This is a genomic window from Agrobacterium sp. 22-223-1, from assembly GCF_053522385.1.
The window spans coordinates 1461393-1487381 of sequence record NZ_JBNWCN010000001.1; the positions used below are offsets into that span (position 1 = coordinate 1461393).

Annotated in this window: 28 protein-coding genes and 1 tRNA gene; 3 read left to right on the forward strand and 26 right to left on the reverse strand. The window is 59.0% G+C overall.

Annotated features, from left to right (window positions below):
• Window position 1: 1 nt before the first annotated feature.
• The gene (locus tag ACQZ60_RS07260; RefSeq protein ID WP_448734988.1) at window positions 2-700 is read left to right on the forward strand and encodes an HpcH/HpaI aldolase family protein; all 699 of its coding nucleotides are present in this window, start codon (window positions 2-4) and stop codon (window positions 698-700) included.
• Between the two features lie 72 nt (window positions 701-772).
• On the opposite strand, the gene ACQZ60_RS07265 is transcribed toward ACQZ60_RS07260, so the two are convergent.
• From ACQZ60_RS07265 to ACQZ60_RS07365, 21 genes are all read right to left on the reverse strand, one after another.
• Entirely contained in the window at window positions 773-1402 is a 630-nt protein-coding gene (locus tag ACQZ60_RS07265) for a DUF1062 domain-containing protein (protein ID WP_448734989.1), read from the reverse strand.
• Window positions 1403-1863: 461 nt separating this feature from the next.
• Window positions 1864-2508 carry a cytochrome b gene (locus tag ACQZ60_RS07270; protein ID WP_035260502.1) on the reverse strand — a complete coding sequence of 215 codons (645 nt, stop codon included), beginning with the start codon at window positions 2506-2508 and terminating at the stop codon, window positions 1864-1866.
• Between the two features lie 3 nt (window positions 2509-2511).
• A complete protein-coding gene (locus tag ACQZ60_RS07275) occupies window positions 2512-3291 on the reverse strand; it encodes an anti-sigma factor family protein (protein WP_035260505.1) in 780 nt (259 codons plus the stop codon).
• Window positions 3288-3794 carry a sigma-70 family RNA polymerase sigma factor gene (locus tag ACQZ60_RS07280; RefSeq protein WP_035260507.1) on the reverse strand — a complete coding sequence of 169 codons (507 nt, stop codon included), beginning with the start codon at window positions 3792-3794 and terminating at the stop codon, window positions 3288-3290. The genes ACQZ60_RS07275 and ACQZ60_RS07280 overlap by 4 nt, the downstream gene beginning before the upstream one ends.
• A 5-nt stretch (window positions 3795-3799) precedes the next feature.
• Window positions 3800-4189, reverse strand: coding sequence for a COG4315 family predicted lipoprotein (locus tag ACQZ60_RS07285; protein WP_035260509.1), 390 nt, complete (start codon window positions 4187-4189; stop codon window positions 3800-3802).
• 111 nt (window positions 4190-4300) lie between these two features.
• The gene (locus ACQZ60_RS07290) at window positions 4301-4867 is read right to left on the reverse strand and encodes a YceI family protein (protein ID WP_035260511.1); all 567 of its coding nucleotides are present in this window, start codon (window positions 4865-4867) and stop codon (window positions 4301-4303) included.
• Between the two features lie 369 nt (window positions 4868-5236).
• The gene (arsH, locus tag ACQZ60_RS07295; RefSeq protein ID WP_245285011.1) at window positions 5237-5965 is read right to left on the reverse strand and encodes an arsenical resistance protein ArsH; all 729 of its coding nucleotides are present in this window, start codon (window positions 5963-5965) and stop codon (window positions 5237-5239) included.
• Window positions 5940-6362 carry an arsenate reductase (glutaredoxin) gene (arsC, locus tag ACQZ60_RS07300; RefSeq protein WP_035260515.1) on the reverse strand — a complete coding sequence of 141 codons (423 nt, stop codon included), beginning with the start codon at window positions 6360-6362 and terminating at the stop codon, window positions 5940-5942. Before arsC ends, arsH begins: the two co-directional genes overlap by 26 nt.
• A gap of 2 nt (window positions 6363-6364) precedes the next feature.
• Window positions 6365-7423: an ACR3 family arsenite efflux transporter gene (arsB, locus tag ACQZ60_RS07305; RefSeq protein ID WP_035260518.1), complete on the reverse strand. Its 1059-nt coding sequence runs from the start codon at window positions 7421-7423 to the stop codon at window positions 6365-6367.
• A complete protein-coding gene (locus ACQZ60_RS07310; protein WP_059762546.1) occupies window positions 7423-7950 on the reverse strand; it encodes an arsenate reductase ArsC in 528 nt (175 codons plus the stop codon). Before ACQZ60_RS07310 ends, arsB begins: the two co-directional genes overlap by 1 nt.
• 83 nt (window positions 7951-8033) lie before the next feature.
• Entirely contained in the window at window positions 8034-8387 is a 354-nt protein-coding gene (locus tag ACQZ60_RS07315) for an ArsR/SmtB family transcription factor (protein WP_035259343.1), read from the reverse strand.
• 185 nt (window positions 8388-8572) lie between these two features.
• Window positions 8573-9232 (reverse strand): TetR/AcrR family transcriptional regulator, encoded by a 660-nt coding sequence (locus tag ACQZ60_RS07320; RefSeq protein ID WP_082707605.1) that lies wholly within the window; start codon window positions 9230-9232, stop codon window positions 8573-8575.
• A gap of 190 nt (window positions 9233-9422) precedes the next feature.
• Window positions 9423-10724, reverse strand: coding sequence for an MFS transporter (locus ACQZ60_RS07325; RefSeq protein ID WP_035259983.1), 1302 nt, complete (start codon window positions 10722-10724; stop codon window positions 9423-9425).
• 497 nt (window positions 10725-11221) lie between these two features.
• Window positions 11222-13003: a chloride channel protein gene (locus ACQZ60_RS07330; protein WP_448734990.1), complete on the reverse strand. Its 1782-nt coding sequence runs from the start codon at window positions 13001-13003 to the stop codon at window positions 11222-11224.
• Window positions 13004-13024: 21 nt separating this feature from the next.
• Window positions 13025-13849, reverse strand: coding sequence for an MBL fold metallo-hydrolase (locus ACQZ60_RS07335; RefSeq protein ID WP_059753001.1), 825 nt, complete (start codon window positions 13847-13849; stop codon window positions 13025-13027).
• Between the two features lie 2 nt (window positions 13850-13851).
• Window positions 13852-14634, reverse strand: a complete 783-nt coding sequence (locus ACQZ60_RS07340; protein ID WP_080852041.1) for a TatD family hydrolase — start codon at window positions 14632-14634, stop codon at window positions 13852-13854.
• 11 nt (window positions 14635-14645) lie between these two features.
• Window positions 14646-16196 carry a methionine--tRNA ligase gene (gene metG, locus ACQZ60_RS07345; RefSeq protein ID WP_269827714.1) on the reverse strand — a complete coding sequence of 517 codons (1551 nt, stop codon included), beginning with the start codon at window positions 16194-16196 and terminating at the stop codon, window positions 14646-14648.
• Between the two features lie 305 nt (window positions 16197-16501).
• On the reverse strand, window positions 16502-17527 hold the full coding sequence (locus ACQZ60_RS07350) for a DNA polymerase III subunit delta' (protein ID WP_448734991.1): 1026 nt from the start codon (window positions 17525-17527) through the stop codon (window positions 16502-16504).
• Window positions 17520-18194 carry a dTMP kinase gene (gene tmk, locus ACQZ60_RS07355; RefSeq protein WP_448734992.1) on the reverse strand — a complete coding sequence of 225 codons (675 nt, stop codon included), beginning with the start codon at window positions 18192-18194 and terminating at the stop codon, window positions 17520-17522. The genes ACQZ60_RS07350 and tmk overlap by 8 nt, the downstream gene beginning before the upstream one ends.
• 137 nt (window positions 18195-18331) lie before the next feature.
• Window positions 18332-19504: a D-alanyl-D-alanine carboxypeptidase family protein gene (locus ACQZ60_RS07360; RefSeq protein WP_448734993.1), complete on the reverse strand. Its 1173-nt coding sequence runs from the start codon at window positions 19502-19504 to the stop codon at window positions 18332-18334.
• Between the two features lie 75 nt (window positions 19505-19579).
• A complete protein-coding gene (locus ACQZ60_RS07365; protein ID WP_448734994.1) occupies window positions 19580-20668 on the reverse strand; it encodes a septal ring lytic transglycosylase RlpA family protein in 1089 nt (362 codons plus the stop codon).
• Window positions 20669-20986: 318 nt separating this feature from the next.
• Here ACQZ60_RS07365 and ACQZ60_RS07370 point away from each other — a divergent pair, with 318 nt between their 5' ends.
• Window positions 20987-21325: a hypothetical protein gene (locus ACQZ60_RS07370; protein ID WP_003523701.1), complete on the forward strand. Its 339-nt coding sequence runs from the start codon at window positions 20987-20989 to the stop codon at window positions 21323-21325.
• Between the two features lie 485 nt (window positions 21326-21810).
• Here ACQZ60_RS07370 and ACQZ60_RS07375 read toward each other — a convergent pair whose 3' ends face one another.
• The 5 genes from ACQZ60_RS07375 to ACQZ60_RS07395 all read right to left on the reverse strand — a co-directional run bounded on the left by ACQZ60_RS07375 (window position 21811) and on the right by ACQZ60_RS07395 (window position 25088).
• Entirely contained in the window at window positions 21811-23508 is a 1698-nt protein-coding gene (locus ACQZ60_RS07375; protein ID WP_448734995.1) for an SUMF1/EgtB/PvdO family nonheme iron enzyme, read from the reverse strand.
• Window positions 23509-23911: 403 nt separating this feature from the next.
• Window positions 23912-24001 (reverse strand) — tRNA-Ser (locus tag ACQZ60_RS07380).
• An 87-nt stretch (window positions 24002-24088) separates the two neighbouring features.
• Window positions 24089-24241: a hypothetical protein gene (locus ACQZ60_RS07385; protein WP_448734996.1), complete on the reverse strand. Its 153-nt coding sequence runs from the start codon at window positions 24239-24241 to the stop codon at window positions 24089-24091.
• 341 nt (window positions 24242-24582) lie between these two features.
• Window positions 24583-24810 (reverse strand): hypothetical protein, encoded by a 228-nt coding sequence (locus ACQZ60_RS07390; protein ID WP_035261278.1) that lies wholly within the window; start codon window positions 24808-24810, stop codon window positions 24583-24585.
• Between the two features lie 14 nt (window positions 24811-24824).
• Window positions 24825-25088 carry a hypothetical protein gene (locus tag ACQZ60_RS07395; protein ID WP_003525070.1) on the reverse strand — a complete coding sequence of 88 codons (264 nt, stop codon included), beginning with the start codon at window positions 25086-25088 and terminating at the stop codon, window positions 24825-24827.
• Between the two features lie 137 nt (window positions 25089-25225).
• Between ACQZ60_RS07395 and ACQZ60_RS07400 the strand changes: the two genes are divergently transcribed.
• Window positions 25226-25945: a hypothetical protein gene (locus tag ACQZ60_RS07400; RefSeq protein ID WP_448734997.1), complete on the forward strand. Its 720-nt coding sequence runs from the start codon at window positions 25226-25228 to the stop codon at window positions 25943-25945.
• Window positions 25946-25989 lie beyond the last annotated feature (44 nt).

Consider the following 25989-nt stretch of genomic DNA (forward strand, 5'->3'; position numbering starts at 1 on the left):
CATGAATGGAGCAAAGCTGCGCGCCCGTCTTGCGGCGGGTGAGGCTATCAGCATGTTCACCCCGCACCATACGTCGTCGGGCCTTTCCGCCCGGTTGGTGGAACTGGGCGCGGACGCAGTCTTCCTCGATTGCGAGCACGGCACATGGAGCTTCGAGGATGTGCGCGCGACCGGGCAGGTGGTGCGCTCCGTTGGTGGCGCTGCCATCGTACGCCCGCATTCGCACGAGCGGCCGCTCATCATCCGCTACCTGAATGCCGGCGCGGACGGGATCATGGTGCCCATGGTCGGCAATGCTGACGAGGCCCGCGCGATTGTCGATGCGGTGCGTTACGCCTTGCCGTCCGATCATGAAAAGCGGCTTGTTATCGCCATGATCGAGACCGTCGATGCGATCGATACTCTGGATGAGACGCTGACGGTCGAGGGGATAGACGTCTTCTTCATCGGCCCCGGCGATCTTTCGCAGGATATGGGCTATCCGCCCGCGCCGCCATTCGGCGAGCCGCGCCCGGATGTGGTATTGGAGAAGGTCGCCATTGCTGTCGACAAGATACGCGCAGCCGGAAAGATCGCGGGAACGCTCGCGACGCTAGATGAAATGCCGCACTGGCGGGAGCGTGGCGTGCAATTCTTCTACGTCCATTCCGATCCGTTCCTGCGCCGCGGTCTCGCTGCGGTGAAGGAGGCGCTCGCCTGAGGCGGAGCAGGGGTTCTTCGGTTTAACGATGCCGCAAGCGAGGGCCTGAACCTTCAGGCCCTCGCCATGCCGCTAGAAATCCGCCGTGACGGGTCTCCACAAATGCTCCGGATCGAAGCCGTCGCAGCGCGCGATCACAATCCGGGTGCCGTTTTTAACGCGCCGCCGCCAAAGATCGGAACGGTCGGACTGCGCCCGAAGCGAACCGTCATCCTGAAGCTTCTGCAGAATCGACCGCGAAAGCCCGAGTTCAGACGCCAGCAGACGATCAAGGCGTATGCCGGCCTGAAACGGAACCATGAGATCGATCTCCGCCATGGCCCAGTCGGGAGGTTCATCCAGTATCTGTTTCGCGATATCGAATTCGGGAAACTCGTCGACGCGCTGCGATTTACGTCTCAAGGCTTCGAGGTTGAATGTCTCCGCCCTTATCCATTGCGGATCGTTGGACTGCAGCGCTTCGAGAACGGCAGGGCTGAAGTCCCGGACATTCTGGCGCTCGAAAATCGGCCTGTTCCAGCTCTTGTCGCAGATTATGCATCTATAGATAAGCCAGGCATCCAGCTTGCGGCCATTGGCGTTAAGCCGGATCTTGCCGCTGGCCTGAAATGCCCTCAGGCCGCCGCATCCGCTGCACGCAAGCCAGGGCTGGGGCGCCGTTCGTGGCGTAACGGTCCATTGGACCCGAAGTAAATTGCACATAGTCTCTTGGTCTTCCATTCGGAAGTCCACCAAGATGGTGCAGGAGAAAACCCTTACGGGAACGGCATGGCGGTGTTCTTGGGTGGTGAAGAGCTGAGACAGCGGCGCTGCGCAGGGCACATTGTAACAATGCCAGACCGGTCTCTTGCCACCACCCGATGAACATGATCATACGCCGACAGCCTGTGGCTATCCGGCAATACGGGTGAAACTGGATTGAGACCGGTATTTACTTAGGCAAAGTCTACCTCGATGCGCCAATGCTCTTCGGCGGCGACAATAACAAATGATCGCTCCGAAACAGAGTCATCCAGCGCGGCGAAGAGACCGAAAGCCGTTGCGATGCGACTTTTATGCAACGTCAAGTGCCCCGCCCATTCTTCCCGGTTCAGATGACGTTGCGGACAGGCTCTATCGTCATAAAAATAATGGAAACAATACTTAAATAACGGCTTGTGCGTTTATTTCCCGGAAGCGGAGGTTTTATGCCTGCTATCTGCGGCTGTCGGAAACGGAAGCATACGTCGGAGAGTCGCGTCCTTGCGGATGAAATGGTGCCATAACGCCGCCGCCACATGAAGAAAGACGATGGCTGCGGCAAGGTAGGCGAGGGTGGCGTGAACCTCGCTCCAGAAGGCCTCCGCCTTGTCGGAAATCACCAGAGGCAATCCCGGCACGACCACGAGGTCGAAGACGTAACTGGGGATTTGCAGAGGAGAGGTCGACGCAACCGCCCAGCCGGCGAGAGGAACGGCGAGCGTAAGGAACAGCAACGCGGCGTGAGCGGCCCGCGCGGCGAACCTCGATGCCAGCCCTTCACCTTCTAAAGCCTGCGGCTTTCTGCTGAAAACCGACCACAGGAAACGCGGCACGGCGAGGGCCAGCACCAGAAATCCTATCGACTTGTGATATTGGAACAGGTCGAACTGAAGAACCGGGTCGATATTGTCGCGGCTCATCAGATATCCCAGCGCAAGCTGCATCAGGAAAAGCACCGCGATTGTCCAGTGGAACGAGATCGCCACCAATCCATAGGATATGGGCGTATTACGCCACGGCCGTTCCCGCGTTGATACCCTATCGGAATGATCCTCGAAATATCTCATCGGCTAGCTCAATTGTTGATAGGTATCTTTCGCGATTGCGTCCATGCGGTCGGAAGGCAGGTTGCCGACCAACGCACAGCGGATGGTTTCGTCGTCCCAGGAGATGGCCTCCAGTGAACCGATGCTGGAGCGGCGCATCGCGGTATCGCTCGAGTCGACCGCAGCCACGATATAAAGAGTGACGCGCTGCCCGCTTTTATCCTCATACATCAGCTGGGCGGCGGCGCCCTCCGAGCTGGGGAGCACCCGGCCGCCGACAAGGGACAGACCGTGGCGGGTGAGGTCGGGAATATTCAGTTTGCGGTCCAGCCGTTTCGAAAGCCATTTCGGCAGGCTGGAAGCGTTCTCCGCATCGGCCCGAATTTCCACCGGATGCAGAACCTCGCTCGCAAACAGCTTATGTGCCTGCGTCGCATCCGCCACGATGGAGTGTGCCGGCTCCGCGACCTGAGAGACCAGCCCGCGCCCGAACCAGCCGCCTGCCAAGCCAATGGCCAGAATGAGGATGGATGCCGCCGCCATGTTACGCCAATCGGCGCGCTGCGACCGCAGACGCCGCTCGATGCGGTAAACATCAAGACGCTCGGGCAGGGCGTCGGTATCAAGCGGGCCGTAGAGAGCCGTCAGCGTCGCATTCTGCTGCTGCCACATCGCAACCTTGCTTGCGTCGGCCGGATTGGAGGCGAGGTGGGCACGAACGGCGTCACGCCGTGGGTCTTCGAGCTGCCCGTCGACATAAGAGATCAGATCGGCTTCGGTTATCTGCGATTCGCTGCCGGTCATTTTATCACCTTGAGATTTGGCTGGTCTTCCTGGGTCATCCGGGCGAGAGCCGTTCGGGCCCGCCCCAGACGGGACATCAGCGTGCCCAGCGGAATTTCAAGAACATTTGCCGCTTCCGCATAACTGAGGCCTTCGACGACGACGAGGAGCAGGGCCTCGCGATGTTCGCCGGACAGTTTTTCAATGGCGCGGGCCATTTCGGCAAGCGCAATCCGGCCCGTCTGCGCCGCCGGCACAAACAGCTGTTCCGCAACATCGTCGATCGGGATTTGCGAGGGCCGGCGATTGCGGCCGCGCAGATTGTTACGGTAGACGTTGACAAGCACCCGGTACAACCACGGACGCAACGGTCCCTGCGGTTTCCACAGCGCCTTTTTACGGATCGCTCTTTCCAGACAGTCCTGGACGAGATCGTCAGCCGTGTCACGGTCATGCGTGAGCGCATTCGCGTAGCGGCGAAGCGCTGGTATGCAACTCGTCATCTCGTCCAGAAAATCCGGCATGGATACTATTCCTTGGCAATGTGCCAGACGCCGCCAACGCCATCGCCCGTGACATCGCCGGGCTTCCTGTCCATCTGCCAGCGATAGAGCGGCTTTCCGTCATGCGACCATTGCATCGTACCATCTTTGCGGGAGATTGGTTTATAGTCGCCATCCGCCTTGTCGGTTTTCGAGGCGGCGAGGGGCGGCCATTTCTTTGCGCAGCCGTCGTAGCAGAACGATGCGCCATTGGTATCATTGTCGAATGTATAGAGGGTCATGCCCTTGGCGTCGGTCAGGATCGTGCCTTTGGCCGTTGCCTTTTCAACCACGGCGCCACCGGCATATGGTTCGGCGAGGGCGGCCGTGGCGGCAAGCGCTACAACGCCGGCCAGAATGAAATGATGTGCACGCATGACGATAATCCTTTGAAGGGTAACGGATTGGACGATATGCCCGATATTAGACAAACACCCGCCCGCGGCATTTAATCCCACCGGGCTCGACTTTTTGCTGCCCCAGCGCCTTTATCTGACGCCCTTCAAATCGATGTCGAATGCAACCGTATTCGAATAGAGCGGCACTCCGACACCCATGCCATAGGGCAGGCGTGCGACATTGCCGGTGACGTGGAAGGTGACGGATCCCTTCTGTTGTTCAACGAATGTCGCGTGAAACGTTTCGGGTCTGGATATGCCTCTGGCTGTCAATATGCCTTCAACCACGGCGCTGCGCGGTCCGTCCTGCGTAACGCGGCTGGAGCGAAACACGATCTGCGGATAAACGGCGATATTAAAAACCGCGCTGGATCGCAGGAAATTTTCCACCCGTTCTTGCCCGGTCTGGACGCTGGAAGGGTTGAGACTGATTTCCACGTAAGACCTGGCCGGCTGGTCCGGGTCGATGTCGAAGCGGCCGGAAATATCAGGAATTGTGCCCTTGATCCCGGGACCGGCAACCTGCGCAATCGAAAAGCGGATGTGAGAGGCAGGATCGATACGATAGCGTCCGGCCGCCGACGAGAATGGACTGGCAGAGACCGGCGAGCAAACCAATGTCAGGAAAAGGAGAGTGATGGAGTGGAAATATTTCACGGCGCAAGCTCCTTGATGAGTAGTCGCACTCAGGAGAACACCACAGGAAGAGGTTTAATCCGCACCACGCCGGCGGATCTTCAAAATCCCGTCCATAGGGGAAGACCGCCTTTGACGGTGCCGGAAAAACACCCGTCAGGGAGGTGGCTTCAATCCACATACAATAATCGCATAAGATAGATTATGGAACTTATTTGATGGTGCAGTTCCGGATTTGTGCGGCTATTGCTGGTTACATACGTCGCCGCACGATCAAGCCATGGCAGGTTCAACGCCTCGAAAGCCCGTGATATCTTCTCCCGCCGAAATCGAACTGATCATATGGTTCCGGGATTGAAAAGCACGAAGCGTTGAACAGAACTCACCCTGTCAGATTGATTTTAGCGAAACACGTTTCTCAAGTTCATCTTCCAACTCTTTGCGTTCGCTATATCTATCTGTGAGATAGCTGGAAGCGTCACGCGTCAGCAGCGTGAATTTCACCAGTTCCTCGCAGACATCCACGACCCGGTCATAATAGGATGACGGCTTCATCCGGCCTTCTGCGTCGAATTCCTGATACGCCCTTGCCACCGAGGATTGGTTGGGAATGGTGATCATCCGCATCCATCGGCCGAGAATTCGCATCTGGTTCACGGCGTTGAAGGACTGGCTGCCGCCGGACACTTCCATGACGGCGAGCGTCTTGCCCTGTGTCGGCCGTACAGAACCGATTGCAAGAGGAATCCAGTCGATCTGCGACTTCATGATGCCGGTCATTGCGCCATGACGTTCTGGGCTTACCCAGACCTGTCCTTCCGACCATTCTGAAAGTTCACGCAATTCCTGCACCTTGGCATGGCTGGTCGGCGCTTCATCGGGCAAAGGCAGGCCATTCGGATCGAATATACGAACCTCGCAACCGAGCCGTTCGAGCAGCCGCCCAGCCTCGAATGCCAGCAGACGGCTATAGGACACCTCGCGCAGCGAGCCATAAAGGATCAGGATGCGTGGTTTATGGGTCGAAAACGCCGGACGTAGAGCCTCCGGGTCAATGCTGTGCAGGTGATGCGCCTGCAACGCGGGAAACCTGTCAGACAATGCGCTTTCCTTCATTATCGAGGACCTGCTCGCCATCCTCCTTGAAGAACGGCCCTTTGAAAGTGTCCGGCAGAATATCCAGTACGACCTCTGAAGGACGGGCGAGCCTGGTGCCGAGCGGTGTTACGACAAAGGGACGATTGATCAGGATCGGCCTTTCCATCATCGCATCGAGCAACTGGTCGTCAGTCAGGTCCGGATTGTCGAGACCGAGCTGGGCATAGGGAGTCCCCTTCTCGCGCATGGCTTCGCGCACCGTCAGGCCCCCATCCGCAATCATTCTTGAAAGCTTTTCGCGTGTCGGCGGTTCCCGCAGATATTCGATCACGGTCGGCTCGATCCCTGCCGCGCGGATCAGCGCCAGCGTGTTGCGCGACGTCCCGCAGGACGGGTTGTGATAGATGGTGGCGTCCATGGTTACTGCCTTTCGGTCATTATCGTTCGGGAAACGGCGGGGGCAGCCTCATACCAGCCCTTCGAGCGGTTCACGATCCAGACGACCGAAAGCATGACCGGAACTTCGATGAGGACGCCGACAACGGTTGCCAGCGCAGCACCTGACTGAAAGCCGAACAGGCTGATGGCGGCCGCGACCGCGAGTTCGAAGAAGTTGCTGGCGCCGATGAGTGCGGAAGGCCCGGCGACGCAATGGCGCTCACCCGTCATGCGGTTCAGGAGGTAGGCGAGCCCCGAATTCAGATAGACCTGGATGAGGATTGGAATGGCGAGCAGGCCGATGATGGCCGGCTGGGCGATGATTTGCTCGCCCTGAAAGGCGAAGAGAAGAATGAGTGTCGCGAGCAGCGCCGCCAGAGAAACCGGCTGCAGCTTTGCGAGAACGCAATCCAGCATCCGTGAGGTTCCGTCAGTCATGAGCCGATGCCTGATCAGCTGCGCAAGGATGACCGGAACGGCAATATAGAGCGCAACAGAGAGAACAAGCGTATCCCAGGGTACGGTAATGGCGGAAAGGCCAAGCAGCAGGCCGACCACGGGAGCAAAGGCCACGACCATGATCGCATCGTTGAGCGCGACCTGCGACAGCGTAAACAGCGGTTCACCGCGTGTAAGGTTGCTCCAGACGAAGACCATGGCGGTGCATGGAGCCGCGGCAAGGATGATCAACCCGGCGACATAGGAATCGATCTCACCAGCCGGAAGATAAGGCCGGAACAGCCAGCCGATGAAAAACCAGCCGAGCAGCGCCATCGAGAACGGCTTGACGGCCCAGTTGATGAACAAGGTCACGCCAATGCCGCGCCAGAACATGCCGACCTGCGAAAGAGAGCGGAAATCGATCTTGAGCAGCATCGGAATGATCATCAGCCAGATCAGGATCGCGACCGGAATATTCACTTTGGCGATCTCGGCCGCAGCGATGAGCTGAAAGACGCCGGGCATCAAATGGCCGAGCGCGACACCGGCGACGATGCACAGAAACACCCAGACGGTCAGATATCGTTCGAACACGGACATCAGGCCGACTTTCCTTCAGGATTGGTGGTTCCATCCAATGCCCCGATCTGTCGAAGCTGTGTTTCCAGCGCCATTCGGTCGATGGATTGCAGAGGCAGGCTGACGAAAGCCGCGATCCTGTTCTTGAGGAAACGCGCGGCCTGCGCGAAGGCGCGCTGAACCTCGATCTCCGAGCCAACCGCAGCGGCGGGATCCTCTATCCCCCAATGGGCCGTCATAGGATGGCCGATCCAGACCGGACAGGCTTCGCCGGCGGCGCTGTCGCATACCGTGAAGATGAAATCCATCCGTGGCGCATCCGGCCCGGCAAACACGTCCCAGCTTTTCGAGGTGAAGCCGCTGGTGGGATACCCCAGCACCGCCAGTTCCTTCAGTGCGTGAGGATTTACCTCTCCCTTCGGCCGGCTGCCGGCCGAATAGGCATTGAACCTCCCCTCACCTTCCTTGGCGAGAATGGATTCGGCAAGAATGGAGCGAGCGGAATTGCCCGTGCACAGAAAGAGCACGTTATAGATCTTGTCGGTCATGGTTTCGGTCCGTGGTTAGATCGGTGGTCTGGCAAGCCCCGCGATCGAAGCAGAAGAGATGGTGGATACCAGCCCGGCGGCGTTCATGACGGCTTCGCCTGCGGGCTGCAGCAGGGTGTCAGCTCGGCAATCAAAGGCGCGCAAAGCTCGGTCGAACCACCGCAGCAATCCTTCAGCAGAAACAGGGTCAGCAGGCGCAACCCGTCAAGATCGGCGCGATAGATGATAGACCGGCTCTGCCGCTCACTCTTGACCAGACCGGCCCGGGAAAGCGTGGCGAGATGCGCCGACATCGTGTTCTGGGGAACGTCGACAAGACGCGCAAGCTCACCGGCTGGAATGCCATCCGGCTCGTGGCGCACGAGAAGCCGGAAGGTCTCCAGGCGGGTAGATTGGGCGAGCGCGCCAAGCGCGGTTATTGCACTACTATTATCCATATATCCAGAATAATGGATATATTGAATATGTCAAGTGACGGACATCGTCATGGTCGACAGGCCAGACGAAGAAACTCCCCTCGCCCTGCCCCTGAAAGCGCTTGAACCAGCTTCGCGTCGTAAAGCCGCGACAACGACCGTCCTTGAGACCGCAGTCCGGTTTTCCGGGACTATTCGGTACGGGCCTATGCCCCAGCCGTTGCCGGCGTCGGACATCGTCCGGTTTCATCCGCTGCATTGGAATATTGCCGTGCCGCCAGGAAGCGGCCGATGATGAGATGCATCATATCGGCCTCTTTCAGGGGCCGGAAATCGGGATCGACCGCCAGACGCGAGAAAACACCGTCTATCAATGCGGCGATCCAGGTGGCGGTGCGCTCGGCGTCGAGATTGGCGTCGATCTGTCCCCGCTCCATTCCCTTGCGCACGAGATCGGCGAGGCCCGCGCGAATTTCCTGGTCGGCGGTGCGTACAATCGCATGAATGGCTGGATTGCGAATGGCTTCGGAAGCGATTTCCAGCACCAGCCGGGCATAGGTCGGATCGGTCGCAAGCTCCAGCGAGGCGTCGACGAAACCCAAAATCGCACCGAACTGATCGTCCGCCGCGCCGAGTTCGGCGAAATAGTCAGCGGTTTCCCGTCGCTCTTCGGCAACGATCGTTTCGATGATCGCTTCCTTGCTGGCGAAATAATGGAAGAGATTGCCGGAGCTCATGCCGACCGCCGCGCAAATCTGCGCCGTGGTGGTCTGGTGAAAGCCGTTTTGCGCGAAGCAGGTAATGGCGGCCTCGAGAATCTGCTGCCGCTTGGCTTCATGCTTGGCTGGATCCAGCTTGCGGGCCATGATTGCTCCCATAAATTAATTGAGCACTTAGTCCATTAATTATATCATGATTGCCTGTCAATCCGCCTTACCCGTAAAAGGCGAATTGGGAGCGGAGAAGCACCCGCCCGAACCGGATTTTCGGCTGCCAGGCGTATACTGCGGCACAGGAGCGGGTTTGATTGCGTCTTGAAGGAACAGGGGGGCGCACTCATGGCGGCGATTTCGCCAGCGCGCGTGCGGCCGGGCTGAGGAAAACCCAGAACACCAGCAGGCAGAGCGTGGCGCTGAGCCCCCACAAGAACCAGACGGCGCCAGCGGCTTCCAGACCGAAACCGGCGATCAGCACGGCAAGCGGCGTCGCCATCATCGCAATCGCCGCCGTGGTTCCAAGCACGCTGCCGCGGATCGCGGCCGGCGCGCGTTTCAGAAACGTCGCATTGGCGAGCGGGCCGAGCGCCCCGGTGGAAAGGCCGATCAGGGCGGCCGCGATGAGCAGCGAGGGACCGCTCTGAAGGAAAGCGATGAGGCCGATGGAAAACGTCGCGCCAGATATGCCGGCGAGCAGCACGGCCCGGCCGTTCCACGAGTGGCCGCGAATGGCGAAAACCACCGCCGACAAAGCCGCCCCTGCCCCGGAGACCGAGAGAAACAGCCCGAGATCGAGGACATCCGCCCCGCTCGCCTTGAACAGCACCGGCAGGACAACGGCGTTGAGCGCCCCGAAAACTGCCAGCATCACCATGGCGACGATAAGCAGAAGACGCAGAAGCGGCTCCGTCAGCAGAAAGCGCAGACCCGCAAATGTCGCATCGCCGCTATCCGCACCGGCGGATTTGCGCCGATGACGCGGCAAACAGATCGCGCCGATCATGGCGGCGAGCAGCGAACAGGTCGCCGTGATCATCAAGGCATATTCCATCCCGAAAGCGGCAATGGCGATGCCCGCGACCGGCGGGCCGAAAATCATCGCCGCATTTTCAAGCAATTCATCTATCGAGGTGACCCGCTCGATCGGCATTCGCGCGATGCGGGCAAGTTCCGGCACCCTTGTATCATGGGCGATCATGCCCGGACCATCGAGCAGCGCCCCGACCACGATCAGGCCGAGCAGAAGGCCAATATCCATCTGCCCCGCCATCATGAGCAAGGGAATGGCCGCGACACTCAGGGCGCTGGCAAGATCGGCGGTAACCGCAACGATGCGCGAACCGAAACGGTCGACGATGGGGCCGCCGCAAAAAGCACCGATAACCAGCGGTATCATGCCCGCCGCCGCTGCTATCCCCGTCCAGGCGGCATTGCCGGTCAGGGACAGCACGATCCACGGCAGCGTAACGGCCGCCACCGCATTGCCGAAAAGCGACAGGCCTCCGGCAAGGATGACGCCATACAGCGGCGCACGGCGATGTGGAAGACCGAGCCCGCGAAACCCGGCCCCCGAAACCGTTTCGAGTTGGCCGCAGGACGTCGCAAGAGGTATCGTCTCAACCGTGCTGCTGTCTGAAGGCATCGCACTCTCCAAGTTTCATCGGCTCCCGGCGCTGCCGGTAAGGATGAAGGCAGTAAAATATCTGGCCACTCGGGCTTCGGGACCGGACAGGTGCGAACATGTCCCACCTTGCCTTCCCCGACTGGCTCTTTCCGACTTGGTATTTTATTAATTAAGTAGTCAGTCTATTTATTGCGGCGAATGTTTTTTTGTCAAGCGGGCGCTGAGAAAAATGACATGACGGCGAAAAATGCCGTGCGGGATCACATGTTCAGTGCCGCCGGGGTGTTGGGCCAGAAGCTGACTTTGGTGGATTTGTTGTGCATCACATACGCGACAAATTGGCTCCCCGGGCCGGAGTCGCTCCTCCGCCCTCGTTCCTGTGTCGGTCGCAGAAATCCGGCCGACGCGCGTCTGCGCGGAGAAAAGACCGTTCCCGGCCAAGGATTAAAACCAGGAAAGCAAGATTATAAAAATATAATTATATCAATATATAAAACAGACAATCTAATGTAGTTTCAAAGCTCACCAGACGCCTCCCGGCGTCTCAAATCCAGTTCTTCGCTATAGCGCCTCAGCGTATGGCTTTCGGTAAGCAATCCGACAGGGCGATTTTCGATCTTGTCATTGACGACGACCAGCGCTTCGCTCTCCGCCGCATCGAAGGCTGCCGCCGCCTGGCGGGCATTCATGGTCGGCAGCAACACATCGTTCTTGTATTGCAGATAGGTTTCGAGGCTGATCTTGCCGGGGTCGCGATCCATCGGGTCGGCGTAAATTTCCGGCACGAGGACGATACCGGCATAACGCCCGTCATCATGGGTCATGATTACCCGTTGCGTCGAACCGAGCGGGAACTTCTCCTTGAAGGCCGGAAGGCCCATGCTGACATTGGCCTTGCGGATATCGGCGCGCATCATCCTGCCGACCGTCAGGTCGCGGATCCAGCCGATATCATGGGCGCTGCGAATGCTCTCGCCCCGCAGGTGAAAACGCCAAGTGGCGAAGGAGTAACCGAAGGTGGTACGCACCACGAGCGAAGTGGTGATGACAGCGGCAAGCACCAGCGCCGTGATCTGGAAGTCGCCAGTCAGTTCCAGCGCCAGAAACGTCATCGTCAGCGGACCGCCGATGATGGCGGCGGCAAAGGCGCTCATGCCGATCACCGCATAGACGATGGGCGCTGTCGACCCATAACCGATATAGGGTGCGCAGAGCGCGAAAATCTTGCCGAGCAGCGAGCCCATGAACAGCGACGCGAAAAACAGGCCGCCACGGAAATTCGAGCCGATGGAAATGGCGCTGGCCGCCGCCTTCAGCAGGAACAGCCCGGCCACCCCGTATATCGTCAGTTCCGCATCGATATTGAGATGCAGCGCGCCATGGCCGCTCGACAGCACCTGCGGTGAAATCAGCGCAAGCCCACCCACCGCCACGCCCCCGATGGCAGGACGCAGCCAGCCCGGAATGGCGCTTTTGCGTGCGGTTTCTTCGATGAAGGACACCGCCTGCATCAGCACGATGCCGATGGCCGCACACACGACGCCGAGAAAGATGGCGGGCACATAATCCGCCGGTGTTACACGGCTGGCATCGACAATATCGATCGAGATACCATGGCCGCCGATAATCCCTATGACCGTCGTCGCCACCAGTGCCGAGACGATGAGCGGCGCAAGCGTCACCACGGTATAGGTGCCGATGATGAGTTCGATGGCGTAGAACGCCCCGGTCAGAGGCGCGTTGAAGGCGGCCGCAATCGCGCCCGCCGCGCCGCAGCCGACAAGGATACGCATGTCCCCTCGCCGCAGCTTCAGCTTGATGCCGATCTTCGAGGCGACGCCGCTGGCGATCTGGGTGTAACCGGCCTCAAGCCCGACGGATGCGCCAAAACCGTTGGAGACGATATTCTGCACGCAGACGATGATGCTGTCCGTCAGCGACAGCCGGCCGCCATGCAGCGCATTCGCCTCGATGGGGTCGACCATGGGTTTCTTGCGGGTCTTCGAAAGGATGAAGATGATCAGCCCGAGCACGATGCCGCCGATGATCGGGCCGGCAAGCACGATCCGTCCGGAAAGATCGCTGCTGCTTAGCCGCTCGACGCCGAAAACCAGCATATGCAACGCCGTGCTCAAGGCGCCGATCAGCGCCACCAGAAGGCCCGCCGCTATGCCGATGAGGACGGCAAGGAGCACCAGTCCCAGCTCGCCGCGCCGGAACATCGCCCGCAGGCGACTGGCGCGCAGATTGTCGAAGAAGCTCGCCATACTGGGTGCACGGAAAGGCTTGGTCGACATGCTGTTCCTTTTCAGGCGGCGTCAGGCTGCTTCGAACTCAATCTCGAAACGCATCTGGTCATAAGCCGGTTCGACATGATCAGGCGTTTCCCGCATCACCGTCTCATAATCGAGCGGAATATGCATGTGGGTCAAGATCGCCCTTTTGGGTGCGAATCTCTTGATCCAGCCAAGCGCCTGTTCCAGCGAAAGATGGCTGGGGTGATAACGGTGCTGCAGCGCGTCGATGACGAGGACATCGAGACCGGCAAGCTTCGGCAGGCTTTCTGCCGGAAAATCGCTGACATCGGTGCAATAGGCAACGTCACCGATGCGGAAGCCCAGCGAATGCACGTCGCCATGCTGCTGCATGTGCACGTTGAATGGGATCGGCCCGCCTGCCCCATCGATGATCAAGGCCGCGTCGATATCGGCGATGATCCGCGGTTCGACGATGGGCGGATAGCTGCTGCCCGGCGGGGTCTCCAGGCAATAGGCGAAACCGTCCTTTATGCGCGCCATGGTAATGGGGTCGGCATAGATCGGAATGCGGTTTTGCTGCAGGGCGAAATAGATGCGCAGGTCGTCGATACCGTGCAGATGGTCGGCATGGGCGTGGGTGTAAAGCACCGCATCGACCGCCTCCACCTTCGCCGCGATCATCTGCTCGCGAAAATCCGGACCGGTATCGATGACAACAGTCGTCCTGCCGCCATCCGGGCCGATCTGCTCCACCATGAAGGCCGTTCGCGTGCGCCGGTTCTTCGGGTTTTCGGGATCGCAGGCGCCCCAGTCGCCGTTGATGCGCGGCACGCCGGGCGACGACGCGCAACCGAGAACCGTGAAGCGACGACGGTAGATTGCCACATCTACACCCTTGTCATCTTGGAAAAGCAGCGGAAGGCGTTTTCGGTGGTGATTTCGGCCATGCGCTCATAAGAAACACCATGCACCTCGGCCAGAACCTCAGCGGTATTGACCACGTAGGACGGCTCGTTGCGCTTTCCCCGCCAGCGCTTCGGCGCAAGATAGGGCGCGTCCGTTTCCACCAGCAGCCGGTCCAGCGGCACGGTGGCGGCGATATCGCGGATGTCCTGCGATTTAGGGAAGGTCAGAATGCCGGAAAAGGAAACATAACCGCCAAGCTCGACACCGGTTTTCGCCAGCTCGGGACCAGCGGAAAAGCAGTGGAGGATGAACGGGAAGGCACCTTTGTCGCTTTCCTGGCGCAAAATCGCGGCCATATCGTCATCGGCGCTGCGGCTGTGGATGACAAGCGGCAGCTTCGTTCGTCTTGCGGCCTCGATGTGGCGAATGAGGCCGGTCTTCTGGTCTTCCGGCTTCTGCGTATCGTAGAAATAATCCAGACCCGCCTCGCCGATCGCCACGATCTTGTCATGGCTTTCCGCCAACCGCACAAGCTCGTCGGCGGAAATATCGAGTTCCTCGTCGGCATTGTTCGGATGCGTGCCGACCGAACAGAAGACCGACGGATATTTTTCCGTGATCTTCAAAAGTTCGGGCAACCGGCGCACCCGGGTCGAGATCGTCACCATCTGACTCACACCCGAAGCATGGGCGCGGGCGATGATATCGTCGCGCTCAGCCTCGAAATCGGGAAAATCCAGATGGCAATGTGTATCGATCAGCATGGGTCTCGCCTTCACGCTTCCGGTGCGACGTAACGCGGGAAGACCGGCTTCGGTGCTTCCAGCGGCGTGCCCGGAACCAGACGGCCTGCCTCGCCGAGTGCTGCAAAATCACGTTTGTCGGCAGGTGCCGCAACGAGATCCAGCAGCTTCTCGCAGGATTCTGGCATGAAGGGCTGCAGGAGAATGCCGATCTGGCGCACCACTTCCGCCGTAACGTAAAGCACGGTGCCCATGCGCTCGGGATCGGTCTTCTTCAGCGCCCACGGCTCCTGCGAGGCGAAATAGCGGTCGGTTTCCGAGACGACGGCGATGATGGCCGCAAGCGCGCGGTGGATGAGCTGCTTGCCCATTTCCTCGCGGCAAATCTCAAGCAGCCCGTCGGCGGAGGCGAGCATCGCCTTATCTTCTTCGGTGAACTCACCGGGCGTCGGGATCTGGCCATCGCAATTCTTGACGATCATCGACAGCGAACGGCTGGCGAGATTGCCGATACCGTTGGCAAGATCGGCATTGATGCGGGTGGCGATGCCCTCTTCGCTATAGCTGCCGTCCTGGCCGAAGGAGACTTCGCGCAGGAAGAAATAACGGACCTGATCGAGACCGAAATGGTTCACCAGATTGGCGGGATCGACGACGTTACCGAGCGACTTCGACATCTTCTCGCCCTTGTTGAGCAGGAAGCCATGCGCATAGACCCGCTTGGGCAACGGCAGCTTCGCGCTCATCAGGAACGCCGGCCAATAGACGGCATGGAAGCGGATGATATCCTTGCCGATGATATGCACGTCGGCGGGCCAATATTTGGCGCGCGGGCCGTTCCTGTCTTCGATGTAACCCGTGGCGGTGAGGTAGTTGGTCAGCGCATCGACCCAGACATACATGACGTGCTTCGGATCGTTCGGAACCTTGATGCCCCAGTCGAAGGTGGTGCGGGAAATCGACAGGTCTTTCAGACCGGATTTGACGAAGGAGATGATTTCGTTGCGGCGTTCTGCCGGGCCGATGAACTCCGGGTTCTCCTCATAGAGCTTCAGCAGCTTGTCCTGATATTCGGAGAGCTTGAAGAAGTAGCTTTCCTCCTCCACCCACTCGACCGGCGTGCCCTGCGGCCCGTAACGAACGCCGTCAGCGCGCACTTCCGTTTCGTCCTCGGCGTAATAGGCTTCGTCGCGCACGGAATACCAACCGGCATAGCTGTCCTTGTAGATGTCGCCGCTATCGGCCATCAGGTTCCAGATATTGCGCGAGGTCTCGTGGTGACGTTCTTCCGTGGTGCGGATGAAATCGTCGTTCGAAGCGTTGAGCAGCTTGCCCATCGCGCGGAACTGGTCGGAATTGCGCTCAGCCAGTTCCTCCGGCGAAATGCCTTCCGCCCGCGCCGTCTGCTGCATCTTCTGGCCGTGTTCGTCGGTGCCGGTCAGGAAGAACACATCCATTCCATCCAGGCGCTGAAAGCGTGCCATGGCGTCCGTCGCAATCAACTCATAGGCATGGCCGATATGCGGCTTGCCGTTAGGATAGGAGATCGCGGTGGTGATGTAGAATGGTGTCTTGTCTGTCATGACGGTCTATCGACTTTACAGGCTGTTTTTTGGATAGACCGCTCTTAAACCATTGTTCGCAGCAGCGAAAGAAAAAGCGTACGTTTTGTACGACCGCTTGCAGACAAAGTGGATTTGGCGAGCGCTTGGCATCCGCACTACCGTCACCCCGGACTGGATCCGGGGTCCAGCGCGATCAAGTCCTTGATCGCAAAAGACTCTCTTCACGGCGCAGACGCGCCGTGGCTGGATGCCGGATCAAGTCCGGCATGACGGAGGAGAATTCATCCACCGTCGAATCGTACATTCCGTACGATCCCTTGCCTTCACACGCCGCGAATATCTTCCAGAATGGAAAGCACCATCTGCTTCTTGTCGAGATTATAGGCCTGCGCCACGGTGATGCGTTCCGAGAGCGCCGAGGAAAGCCGTGCATGTTTCTCCGCCGCCGCGATATCGCCCGCCATCGCTGCCGCCCTTGCGCGTTCCATCAGTTCTTCCGTCACATGCTCCATGAAGAAGCCGAGAACGATGTCACCATCCTTCTGTGCCAGAACCTCGGCGAGCTTATGCATCTGCTTGCGCACGCCTGGCCCTTCGGAAGCCATGACCTCCGCAAAGGCTTCGACAATGTCGGAGCCGCCGTAATTCATCAGCTTCAACGCCTGCGCCACGCTGCCCTTGGAGGCGGCAAGCAGGGCGTCGCGCTTTTCGCCTTCCGGGCTGATGCCGAGATGATCGAGAGATTGCACCATGGCCGCATCGGAAAGCGGCAGGAGCCTCAACGGCATGCAGCGCGAACGGATCGTCGGCAGCAATTTTCCCGGTGCGTGCGAGAGAACGAGGAACATCGCCCGTTTCGGCGGCTCCTCCAGTATTTTGAGGATCGCATTCGCGGCGTTGCGATTGAGATCGTCGGCGGGATCGATGATGACGATACGCCAGTTGCCGGTGCCAGAGGTCTGCGAAAAGAAGTGCCCTGCCCGCCGCACCTCGTCCACGGTGATGGCGGATTTCACGCGGCCGGTCTTTTCATCCACCGGACGGGTCAGATGCAGCAGATTATGCGAGGCGCCTGCGGTAATCTGCCGGCTGACCAGCGATTGCGGATCGGGATCGGCGAGAAAATCCGGCGCCAGCGACGGATCGGGATGGCTGAGCACATGATTGGCGAAACGGAAGGCAAGCGTCGCCTTGCCGATCCCCTCCGGCCCTTCGATCAGAATGGCATGATGGCCCTTGCCGGAGCGATAGGACTGCGCAAGGAAGGCTTCCGCTTCCTCGTGTCCGAAAAGCTTCGTGTTCTGCTGCGGCGCAATCGCACCGTCGAGAACGCCCTGAATCTCACTCATGCGCCGCGCCCGCTGCTGTTTTCAGCTGTTCGAGCAAAGGCTCGACGAAGGACATGACATCCTCCGCCACTTTTTCTTCCGGCTGATCGGCGTTGACGATCCGGCAACGACGCGGCTCGGCGAGCGCAATATCCAGATAGGCTTCCCGCCGCTTCTCGTGGGTCTCGATTTCCTCTTTTTCGAACCGGTCCGGTGCAGCGCCTTCATCCGCGCGCTTCCTGGCGCGGGCGAGCCCCTTTTCGGCGGCAATATCGAAAATCAGCGTCAGTTCCGGCACGACACCGTCAATCGCGATGCGTTGCAACGTCTCGATGAAATCCGGCTCCAGATTGCCGGTCGTGCCCTGATAGACGCGGGACGAATCGAGGAACCGGTCGCAGAGCACGATCTTACCGCGAGCAAGCGCCGGGCGAATGACCTCTTCGACATGGTCGTTGCGCGCCGCCGCAAACAGGATCGCTTCCATGCGCACCCCGAAGGATTCCGCCGCACCCGAGAGCAGAACATGCCGAACGGCCTCCGCACCCGGCGAGCCGCCCGGCTCACGCGTCACGACCACCTCGAAACCACGGCCGCGAAGCGCCTCGGCAAGCGCGCGAATCTGCGTCGACTTGCCGGCGCCTTCGCCACCTTCGAAGCTGATGAACAATCCGGTCTTTTCGGCCAATGTCACGTCCTGCGAGGAATTCACGTAAATGTTGAAATGCCTGTTTACAGCATCGAGCGGAAAAGTGTGAAGCGCTTTTCAGAAAATCCGGTGGCTGAACAAAAGCATAGGAACAAGGCTGCGCGCGGAACAGGCTTTCAGAGCCAGAACAGCAGCAGCTCCTTCAGCGCGCCTGTCGCATTCTGGGTGAGAGACCCCTTGCCGACCGCCGCCTTCGTATAAAGCGGTACTTCCCGCAACAGGCGCTCGCCTGAAAAAATCTTAAGCGTTCCGGCATTTGCCCCGACGTCCAGCGGCGCATTCAGGGGCCAGCGATAGACGATACGGCCGGAAATACGATCCGGATTATTGACCGGCACCAGCACGCTGACATCTTCCTTCGGCGAAAGATCGATATGCGAAACATCGCCGCCATAAACGCTGACAGACCCGACCGCTTCGTCCTTGCTGAAGAGATGGCGTTTTTCAAAGGCGGTCAGGCCCCAGTCCACCACCCGGCGGGCCTCTTCCTGCCGCGTCTTGTCGTCCACGATGCCGGCAAGCGCCAGATAGACCCGGCGGCCTTCCCGCTCGGCCGAAACGACAGCCGCAAAACCGCTGCCTTCCGCAAAACCGAGACCGAGACCGTCGATACCGCTGCCGGGCATCAGGAGCGTATTCTTGTTGCGCTGGAAAATCCGGTTCCATTCGAAATCCGGTTTGGTGAAAAGCCCGTAATGCTCGGAATAGGTATCATGCAGATGTTGCGCAAGACGCACCATGTCCCTCGCGGTCGTCCGGTTGCCGGGGTCGGGAAGCCCGGTCGAATTGGTGAAGGTGCTGCTGCTCATGCCCAGTTCGCCCGCCCGCACCGTCATGCGCTTGGCGAAAGGGGCATCCGAACCCGCCATGCCTTCGGCAACGACGATGCAGCCGTCATTGGCGTTCTGCACGATGATGCCGGTCAAAAGGTCGTTGATGCTGACGGAGGATTTCAGCGCCGCGAACATGGTCGAGGTGCGCGAGGGCGCGCCGCCCGTGCGCCAGGCATATTCCGACACAGGGTAAGCCGTCTCTGCCGTCACCTGCCCCTTTGACAGCGCATCCAGCACCACCTCAACCGTCATCAGCTTGGCAAGCGACGCGGGCGGAAAAGGTTGATTCTCGTTTTGCGAAAGAAGCACCGTGCCTGTTTCGGCATCGATCATATAGGCCTGCTCGGCCTTTGCAATGAAGGGGCCGGTCTGCGATTGCACCGGGCCTGCACTGAAAAACGCAAACGCTGCCGCTGCGACGACCGAACAATAGGAGCGATGAATGGCCTTGCGCATGAAACCGCCCAGTCCTGCCTGCCGTAACCGGCTGCCCGCGATAAAGGCGAGAGGCCGGCCGTATCCTTCAATCCGTCAGCGCGACTTGGCCTGCTGACGCTTCACATGGGCGAGTATCGATTGCTCGTTGAGCGCGCCACGGTCAACGAGCACGCTGTCGAAGGCGCTCGCGGTCCTGGAGACCGTAGCAGATTCTTCGGAATAGGCCGCCGCAAATTTGGAGGAAGGCGCCGGCACGCGCAGATAATTGCCGCCGGGCGCCGCCGGCTCACGCATGAAATTGCCTTCCGGACGCTCCGCCAGGATAGGGCCGATTTCCGGCAGGATCGCGAACTGCTCGAAAGCCGGCGCCGGGCCGTTGACCAGCGGCATGGCCTGAAGCGCCGCATTCTTCTTGGAGCCGACGAGCGCCGTCTGTGCAGAGCCGCCATAATTCGGGTTGGACGCAGGAGCCGGAACGAAATTCGGCGAGGCCGAAGCCACCATCACGCCCGTCGCGATCTGCCCTTCGGGCGCCACACCCGGCGAACGCGAACCCTTCGGAATATAGGATGCCATCAGATAAGGCATGTCATGACCATCGAGCGGTGCGCGACCGGCATATTGTACCCGCACATTGGCCGTGCCGGTGGCCTTCATGTCGAGAAGATCGGCCGTCTTGCTGGAAACGTCGATCAGGCGGCCTTCGTGGAACGGTCCGCGATCGTTGACGCGGACCAGAACCGAAGCGCCATTTTCCATGTTGGTGATGCGCGCGTAGCTCGGCAGGGGAAATGTCGGATGTGCGGCAGAAAGATGTTCTTTGTCGTAAACTTCGCCATTGGCGGTCAGGCGGCCATGGAAGGCGGAACCGTACCAGGAAGCAAGGCCGGTCTTGTTGTAACCCGGCTCTTCCTTCGGGAAATAACGGCGGCCCTTGACGGTATAGGCATTGCCAATCAGCTCGCGCCCGCCGCCCTTGGGAATGGCCTTGCCATCGGCCACACGCGGGCTGGCTTTGACGCCATATTCGGATTCGGAAAAATATTCCTTGCTGCGCTTGGGCTTAGGCTTGGTCTCGGATGTCGTGGAACACGATGCGGTTGCGGCGCAAAGCACGGAAATTGCAAGCCACTTCACGCCCGACCTGGCGTTGATGCCGAGTTTCTTGACCGGAGAATTCAAATCGTCTGCCCCACGCTGCTATTGGCTCGGAGAACCGCACCCTCACTTGCCTCGATTATTTGCCCCTGCCATCGAAGCACCTAACAGTCGCTTAATCTTGTGCATAACGTGGCGAAAATGCGAACGACTTCTGCAAATTCGATAAAATTGTAACGAACGTGGTTAATGATTTCTATCTTTTAAACCCACCCATCGGGCCGAATTTACCCGCCTCAGCATCTCCCACTCACCGCATCGGCAAGGAACAAATGGACGGCAACCGCGTTCTCTCCCCGCAAACAAACGAGCTTCCCGCCGGTTTCGGCTGAAGGAGGAAACATGATCAAGCTTATGAAAACCACAGCTCTGGCGATGGGCATCGCCCTGGTATCCTTCGCCGCGCCGATCCCCGCAGGTGCGCAGGACATGGAACTCAGAATCGGCCCCGACGGCGTTCGCCCCGTCATCCGCGATCGTGACCGGGACGTAGACCGCCGCGGCCCGCCCCGCATGCGTGGCTGCAGCGAACGCGAAGCCCGCGCCGCCGCCCGCGAAGCAGGCCTGCGCGATCCAGAGGTCGTGCGCGTCACCCCCGGTCGTGTCGTCGTCGAAGGCTTCACGCGCCGGGGACCGGATCGCATCACCTTCGCCAATGAACGGGGCTGCCCGGAAATCTGATTGGATCAGCAACATGGAACCCGCCGCAAGGCGGGTTTCTCCTTACGGCGCTGCTAAACTGTTTCCAAACCGAACATCGGTGTCAGGAAAACATCTGGTGTTTGATCGTTTTTTCCAATTTGCGGATTGCGTGTCCACCGCGGTCAATGCCTTGTGGGGGACGTCCGACATGAACAATGTGAAACGCTTAAGTCACCTCGCGGCTCTGCGTCTGACGTAGGCGATCGCAAAATACGCCGAGCCGAGCGAAACAACTCCTGCAAGGAAGCTCGTCAAGGCGAGGTATGCGGGACGGGATTTGAGCCTCGCCATTTGCTTGCCCAAAGTATCGAGAATGAGTGTAACAGGAGAAGGCGACACGGGCCTCCACCCTTCCTCGAGGCGGGCCAGCCTCGCGCCATAAACGAAAAGGCCGAGTTCCGGGGCGCCGGGGTCGAGGTTTTCAGCGGAAAGTCCGATTTCGGTATAGTTGAACGAACCTCCTCTCATGCCCTTGGTCCACTCGTCGCAGCGCCAGCATCCGCCCTCACCCTTGCTTCGCCAGTCTTCGATCCATTCCCAGACGTTACCGCCTTGCTGGCGCGTGCCGTAATAACTTTCCGACGCTGCAAAGGCGTCCACCTCGCTGACAAAATAAGGCATGCTCTCGCCAAGCTGGTCGAGCAGGGTGTAGTTGGCTCCGGCAAGCATTTGCGCCGCCGCGGGCTCGGAGGCGTGTCTGACTTCGTTGGATATTTGAAATATCGACGATGCTCGGCGTTGTAATAAGCCGCCTTGTACCACTCGTCGTCGCTCGGAATAAAAAATCTGGCACCGAGGTTTCGAGAGGGCAAGCGGGCGCTGTCGAATGAAGCCTTTGGGGCGGGAAAGGCACGGGTATCATAGGCGCCGGTCTTTGCGTCTCCCTCCGTCGTGCCAAGCTCCTGCCTACCGGTTGCGGGGCGGCCGTAATGCAGCCAGTTTGCCATACGGGCGAGATCGAACCAGGAAACATAGGTTACCGGCCGTTTCTCCCAACCCGGCTTCGATCGATAGGTGGCTTTGCCGCCTTCGGATATTTTCTCCAGGCCGCCGACAACGCCGGTCTGCATATCGATTTTGAAGAGACCGTAAGCGTCGCCTTCGCGCGCGACCGCATTCAGAAATTCCGCATATTCGCGATTGGACAGCTCGTATTTTCCAATGTCAAAATCATATTCGACGCGACCCCGGCCTGTTCTCGGATCGACCGGATTTCCCTTGTCGGCGACACGGACAAAATCATACTGTTTGAACGGAACCTCGGGAAGATCGACGAAGCCTGGGGGCGATGGGGCAAGCCGTGACGCGACACGAAAACCGATGCTGGAAATGGTCACATCAGGATATTCCGTATCCACATATTCCGATTTGAGCGCCGCAGCAGGCAGCAACAACGATCCCCCCAGCGCCATGCGCTGGCCACCGGTCAGGTCTTCCACCCATTCCAGAACATTGCCTGCCTGTCCCAGCGTTCCGCTCGCAGACCGTGCCGTACCAGAGTCCTTTGCCGGTATCAGATGCGGGAAAGGCGCAGCCCAGCGGCCGTCGAAGTAATTGGCCGACGATGGCCCGATACCGGAGGCCGGCAGTTCATGTCCGGTGACATATCGGCGCTGCCTGTTTTCGGCCGGATCGAAGAAAGCGGCCTGACGCCACTCCGCACAGCTCGGCAACCAATATTGCGCATCCCTGTTTCTCAACCATGTCGCGGTATCATACGCGCCGTTGGAGGCATTCCCTTCCGTCACGCCCAGACCGGCAGGTTTCAACGGCTTGCCGTAATGCATCCAATTTGCATATCTCACGGCGGAGTACCAACTCACAAAGGTAACCGGCAGGTCAGCATATCCGGGCTTTGGCGCGTATCTGAAGTTCCCGCGCTCGCCTTTTCTCGATATCCCTCCCCAGAAATGCGTCTCCATCATCGGTGAATACAGCCCATGGGGATCGTTTATGGCGGCCACCGTATTCAGAAATTCCGCATATTCAAGATTTGTGGTCTCCGACGTCGCCATCGCGAAGTCTCCACCAATCCGACCGCACGATGACGCATCGCCGCCGGCGCGTATCGTCACCATCTCGGCAGCCCGCACGTCTGGCCAGTTACTACCGATTGCCAAACAGAAAATGGCACCGAAGACTGAATATGAAAATATACCCATATATGTATTCATAAATATATCAATACTGATTTATTCAATAATCTAAAGAATAATAAGGTTCAATATTAAAGAATCAGTCCTCACTATGCTCAAAATCCGTCTGAGAAAACGCTATTGATAGTATCAACGCTGTTTGTCACGGTCAGTATCGAGCCGGTCGCATTGCGATTGGGGACTTATGACGCTTTGAGTTGTCGATATTATGAAGATATGGAAGGTTTTTCGAAACATTATGTCGGTGAATGCGCCTTGCGTAAGCAATACCCGGTTTCGGGTTGGCACTTACCCGGTTTTACCGGGACACCAGGGTGTTTTGCGGGAACCGGTGGAAGCCGCATGAACCAGAATCCCCATATTAATCAAGGCCAAATGGGAAGATACAGGGGCATGCGGGAAGCTGTGATGGCAGATGGGGTGGGATTCGAACCCACGGTACGCTCTCACGCACGCCGGTTTTCAAGACCGGTTCCTTAAACCACTCGGACACCCATCCATCGGTGGTGAGGCTTTATAGCGGTTTGAAAAAGGCCGTCAATCCCGCCCGGGCGAGCGGTGTTGCCCTTCTCTTACGGCTGGCAGATCATTGCGTCGGGGGCGTTGCCGGCGGCAGCAGGGATCCGTCGCCTGAAGGTATCGAGGGCACCTGCTGAGCCGTCTCGAATAGCGTCAGGCTTAAAACGATTGCGACAAGCACCAGCAAAAGCGCCACGAAGAGGATTCCCGATTTATCCATGCGTCTGCTCATGTCACGTTATGTTAAAGGCGAATATGTGCAATTCGAGGCAATGCGAAGAATAAAGAGAAAGTCTGTCAAGTTGTCTTACAGATTTTCCGAACTCATCGTTCAAAAATCAGCTGATTGAGCGAAATTTATGCATAGGCGTACTGTTTGGGACGGAAATGGCCTATCGCGTCAGCACTATTGTCACTTATATCAAACCATCGCTCCCGGGCATTGCCCAACTTTCCCCGAGCGATCAACCTGCCCCGCCTCTTTGCGGGGCTTTTTTCTTTTATGGCCCAGAAGACGAAGCGCGGCCAAAAAGGCCAGCAACTCTCTATACCGCCCTCGCCTCAGACGCCGATGCTCGGCCCGCCATTGCCATGCCGGCCGTCACCCCGGAGAATATCCTCAAACAGATTCAGCAGCGCCGGCGGCAAGGTATCGGACAATTCCGCGATGATTTCATTGGCGCGATTATAGGAATAAATGGCTGAAAGCGTCAGCACCAGCAGCACGATCCACGGCCAGATCGGCTTGCGCCTTTGCGGCGCTCCGTTCGGTTGTTGCGGTAAAGTCATGCTGGCACCTTCCCTCAGGCCTTCACGCGCGGCTCGCCTCCGGGCGCATAGGCGGTTTTCTGCAGGAAACGGAATATATTGCCGCACTGGGCGCAGCGGATCATGAAATCCGTCGGATCGCCCGAGGCGCGCTCCGCGCGAAATCCACGCGGCATTTCATCGATGCGAAAATCGACGTCCCGACGGCTCTTGTCATCCGATTCCGACGCTTCGGCAAAACCCTGATGACCACATTTGGAACATTCGAGCTTCCGGGAATATCTGTCGCGCGCTGCCATATGCCGTCCTTTGCTTGGTGGTTATCAGGTAGCAGCGGCAAAACATCATTTCAATGCCGATCGCCTCGGGTTAAAGCTTTGCACGGCTATTTCCCGGACGGAAACCCATCCGGCGGCCGGAACGAATATGGAAGCCCATGAACGACCAGAAACCCCTGCTTTCATCGTCACTCATGCTCCGGGCCGCTCTCATCGCCGGAATTCTTCTCGTCTTTCTCGGCGTCCTCAATGTCGGCATCAAATGGTATGGCGAGCGGATTCTCCAGGCAGGTCATACGACGGCCACCGAAGAGGTGGAGATCGTCATCGGCAACGACCGCCTGAAGCTTGCCAAAAACACCCTGCGGGCGCCTTCCGAGCGCCTCGGCGGAGAACGCGAGCGCGTCGACCTTTATCTGAGCTGGCCCGACCTCAAGGGTTATGAGGAAGCGAATCGCGCCGTCTTCGACGATCCGGCGCAGGCGGCAGGGCTGATCTTTATCCAGCTTTCGCAAAGCACCATGTCCGAGGACATGTCTGGTCGTTTCGGGCCGATCTATTCGCGGCTGACGGAGGGAGAGCCGGTGCCGCTGAAGCACGACCTGCTGCTGCACCGCCTGCGCGCCGATTCCGGTTACGGCAAGGAAGTCATATTGACCGGCGAGCGCGAAGGCGAAAGCGCCTATGTGGTGCGCTGCCTGCTGCCGCAAACGCCGCAGGCGGCCACCGGTAGCGATTGTCAGAGGGATATTCACGCCGGACAGGACCTCAGCCTGTTCTACCGTTTCTCCTCCGCCCTGCTGCCGCAATGGCAAAAGCTGGATACGGATGTGAAAAACTATATCGAGCGCCGCCTCGTAAAAGACGGAAATCGGTGAAACAGCACGGCACAGATTGCGTGCGAAAAGTCGCATTTTATGGA

What these genes read in the sequence shown, in the direction of transcription:
- ACQZ60_RS07260 (WP_448734988.1), top strand. Translation starts at nt 2, where the DNA reads ATGAATGGAGCAAAGCTGCGCGCCCGTCTTGCGGCGGGTGAGGCTATC.
- ACQZ60_RS07265 (WP_448734989.1), bottom strand. Translation starts at nt 1,402, where the DNA reads ATGTGCAATTTACTTCGGGTCCAATGGACCGTTACGCCACGAACGGCG.
- ACQZ60_RS07270 (WP_035260502.1), bottom strand. Translation starts at nt 2,508, where the DNA reads ATGAGATATTTCGAGGATCATTCCGATAGGGTATCAACGCGGGAACGG.
- ACQZ60_RS07275 (WP_035260505.1), bottom strand. Translation starts at nt 3,291, where the DNA reads ATGACCGGCAGCGAATCGCAGATAACCGAAGCCGATCTGATCTCTTAT.
- ACQZ60_RS07280 (WP_035260507.1), bottom strand. Translation starts at nt 3,794, where the DNA reads ATGCCGGATTTTCTGGACGAGATGACGAGTTGCATACCAGCGCTTCGC.
- ACQZ60_RS07285 (WP_035260509.1), bottom strand. Translation starts at nt 4,189, where the DNA reads ATGCGTGCACATCATTTCATTCTGGCCGGCGTTGTAGCGCTTGCCGCC.
- arsC (WP_035260515.1), bottom strand. Translation starts at nt 6,362, where the DNA reads ATGGACGCCACCATCTATCACAACCCGTCCTGCGGGACGTCGCGCAAC.
- arsB (WP_035260518.1), bottom strand. Translation starts at nt 7,423, where the DNA reads ATGTCCGTGTTCGAACGATATCTGACCGTCTGGGTGTTTCTGTGCATC.
- ACQZ60_RS07310 (WP_059762546.1), bottom strand. Translation starts at nt 7,950, where the DNA reads ATGACCGACAAGATCTATAACGTGCTCTTTCTGTGCACGGGCAATTCC.
- ACQZ60_RS07315 (WP_035259343.1), bottom strand. Translation starts at nt 8,387, where the DNA reads ATGGATAATAGTAGTGCAATAACCGCGCTTGGCGCGCTCGCCCAATCT.
- ACQZ60_RS07320 (WP_082707605.1), bottom strand. Translation starts at nt 9,232, where the DNA reads ATGGCCCGCAAGCTGGATCCAGCCAAGCATGAAGCCAAGCGGCAGCAG.
- ACQZ60_RS07325 (WP_035259983.1), bottom strand. Translation starts at nt 10,724, where the DNA reads ATGCCTTCAGACAGCAGCACGGTTGAGACGATACCTCTTGCGACGTCC.
- ACQZ60_RS07330 (WP_448734990.1), bottom strand. Translation starts at nt 13,003, where the DNA reads ATGTCGACCAAGCCTTTCCGTGCACCCAGTATGGCGAGCTTCTTCGAC.
- ACQZ60_RS07340 (WP_080852041.1), bottom strand. Translation starts at nt 14,634, where the DNA reads ATGCTGATCGATACACATTGCCATCTGGATTTTCCCGATTTCGAGGCT.
- metG (WP_269827714.1), bottom strand. Translation starts at nt 16,196, where the DNA reads ATGACAGACAAGACACCATTCTACATCACCACCGCGATCTCCTATCCT.
- ACQZ60_RS07350 (WP_448734991.1), bottom strand. Translation starts at nt 17,527, where the DNA reads ATGAGTGAGATTCAGGGCGTTCTCGACGGTGCGATTGCGCCGCAGCAG.
- ACQZ60_RS07360 (WP_448734993.1), bottom strand. Translation starts at nt 19,504, where the DNA reads ATGCGCAAGGCCATTCATCGCTCCTATTGTTCGGTCGTCGCAGCGGCA.
- ACQZ60_RS07370 (WP_003523701.1), top strand. Translation starts at nt 20,987, where the DNA reads ATGATCAAGCTTATGAAAACCACAGCTCTGGCGATGGGCATCGCCCTG.
- ACQZ60_RS07375 (WP_448734995.1), bottom strand. Translation starts at nt 23,508, where the DNA reads ATGGGTATATTTTCATATTCAGTCTTCGGTGCCATTTTCTGTTTGGCA.
- ACQZ60_RS07385 (WP_448734996.1), bottom strand. Translation starts at nt 24,241, where the DNA reads ATGGATAAATCGGGAATCCTCTTCGTGGCGCTTTTGCTGGTGCTTGTC.
- ACQZ60_RS07390 (WP_035261278.1), bottom strand. Translation starts at nt 24,810, where the DNA reads ATGACTTTACCGCAACAACCGAACGGAGCGCCGCAAAGGCGCAAGCCG.
- ACQZ60_RS07395 (WP_003525070.1), bottom strand. Translation starts at nt 25,088, where the DNA reads ATGGCAGCGCGCGACAGATATTCCCGGAAGCTCGAATGTTCCAAATGT.
- ACQZ60_RS07400 (WP_448734997.1), top strand. Translation starts at nt 25,226, where the DNA reads ATGAACGACCAGAAACCCCTGCTTTCATCGTCACTCATGCTCCGGGCC.